We start from the raw sequence: 738 nt of genomic DNA on the forward strand, positions 1-738 counted from the left end.
TGACCTTGCCCCCGGAGCTTAATCCAGCTTGAAGTTCGTTCTGGCCCACGACGAGGACCAGAGCATGAAGCGTAGCCGCTTTACGGAAGAGCAGATTATCGGGATCTTGAAGGAGCACGAGGCCGGGGTGTCGGTCGCCGATCTATGCCGCAAGCACGGCCTGAGCGACGCCAGCATCTATAAATGGAAGGCCAAGTACGGCGGGATGGACGTCTCCGAGGCCAAGCGGCTGAGGACGCTGGAGGACGAGAACACGAAGCTGAAGCGGCTCCTGGCTGACGCCATGCTGGACAATGCGGCGTTGAAGGACCTTTTGGGAAAGAAGTGGTGACGCCCGCGGCCAAGCGGAAGGCTGTCGCGCATCTCGTGGATGCCCACGGGATGAGCGAACGGCGGGCGTGTAAAGCCATCGGCTGCTGCCGCATGACCATGAGATATCAGACGACCCGAGCGGATGATGCCGGCGTTCGCCAGCGCATGAAGGCGATCGCCCAGGAGCGCCGCCGCTTCGGCTATCGGCGCCTGCATGTTCTGCTCAAGCGGGAGGGCTTTGCGATCAACCACAAGAAGCTATTCCGGCTGTACCGGGAAGAGAAGCTGGTGGTGCGCCGCCGTGGCGGCCGCAAGCGGGCGATCGGGACCCGGGCGCCGATGACCGTACCGATGGCACCGAACGACCGCTGGTCACTGGACTTCGTCTCCGATCAGCTCACGGATGGCCGCCGCTTCCGCATCTTG

1 pseudogene is annotated in these 738 nt (G+C 63.1%); it reads left to right on the forward strand.

The features are described 5' to 3' along the window. Positions 1-64: 64 nt before the first annotated feature. Positions 65-738: pseudogene (locus HZZ16_RS36945) on the forward strand (transposase); the annotation flags it as partial.

It is taken from the genome of Bradyrhizobium glycinis, assembly GCF_016031655.1.
In the GTDB taxonomy this organism is placed as follows: Bacteria; Pseudomonadota; Alphaproteobacteria; order Rhizobiales; family Xanthobacteraceae; genus Bradyrhizobium; species Bradyrhizobium glycinis.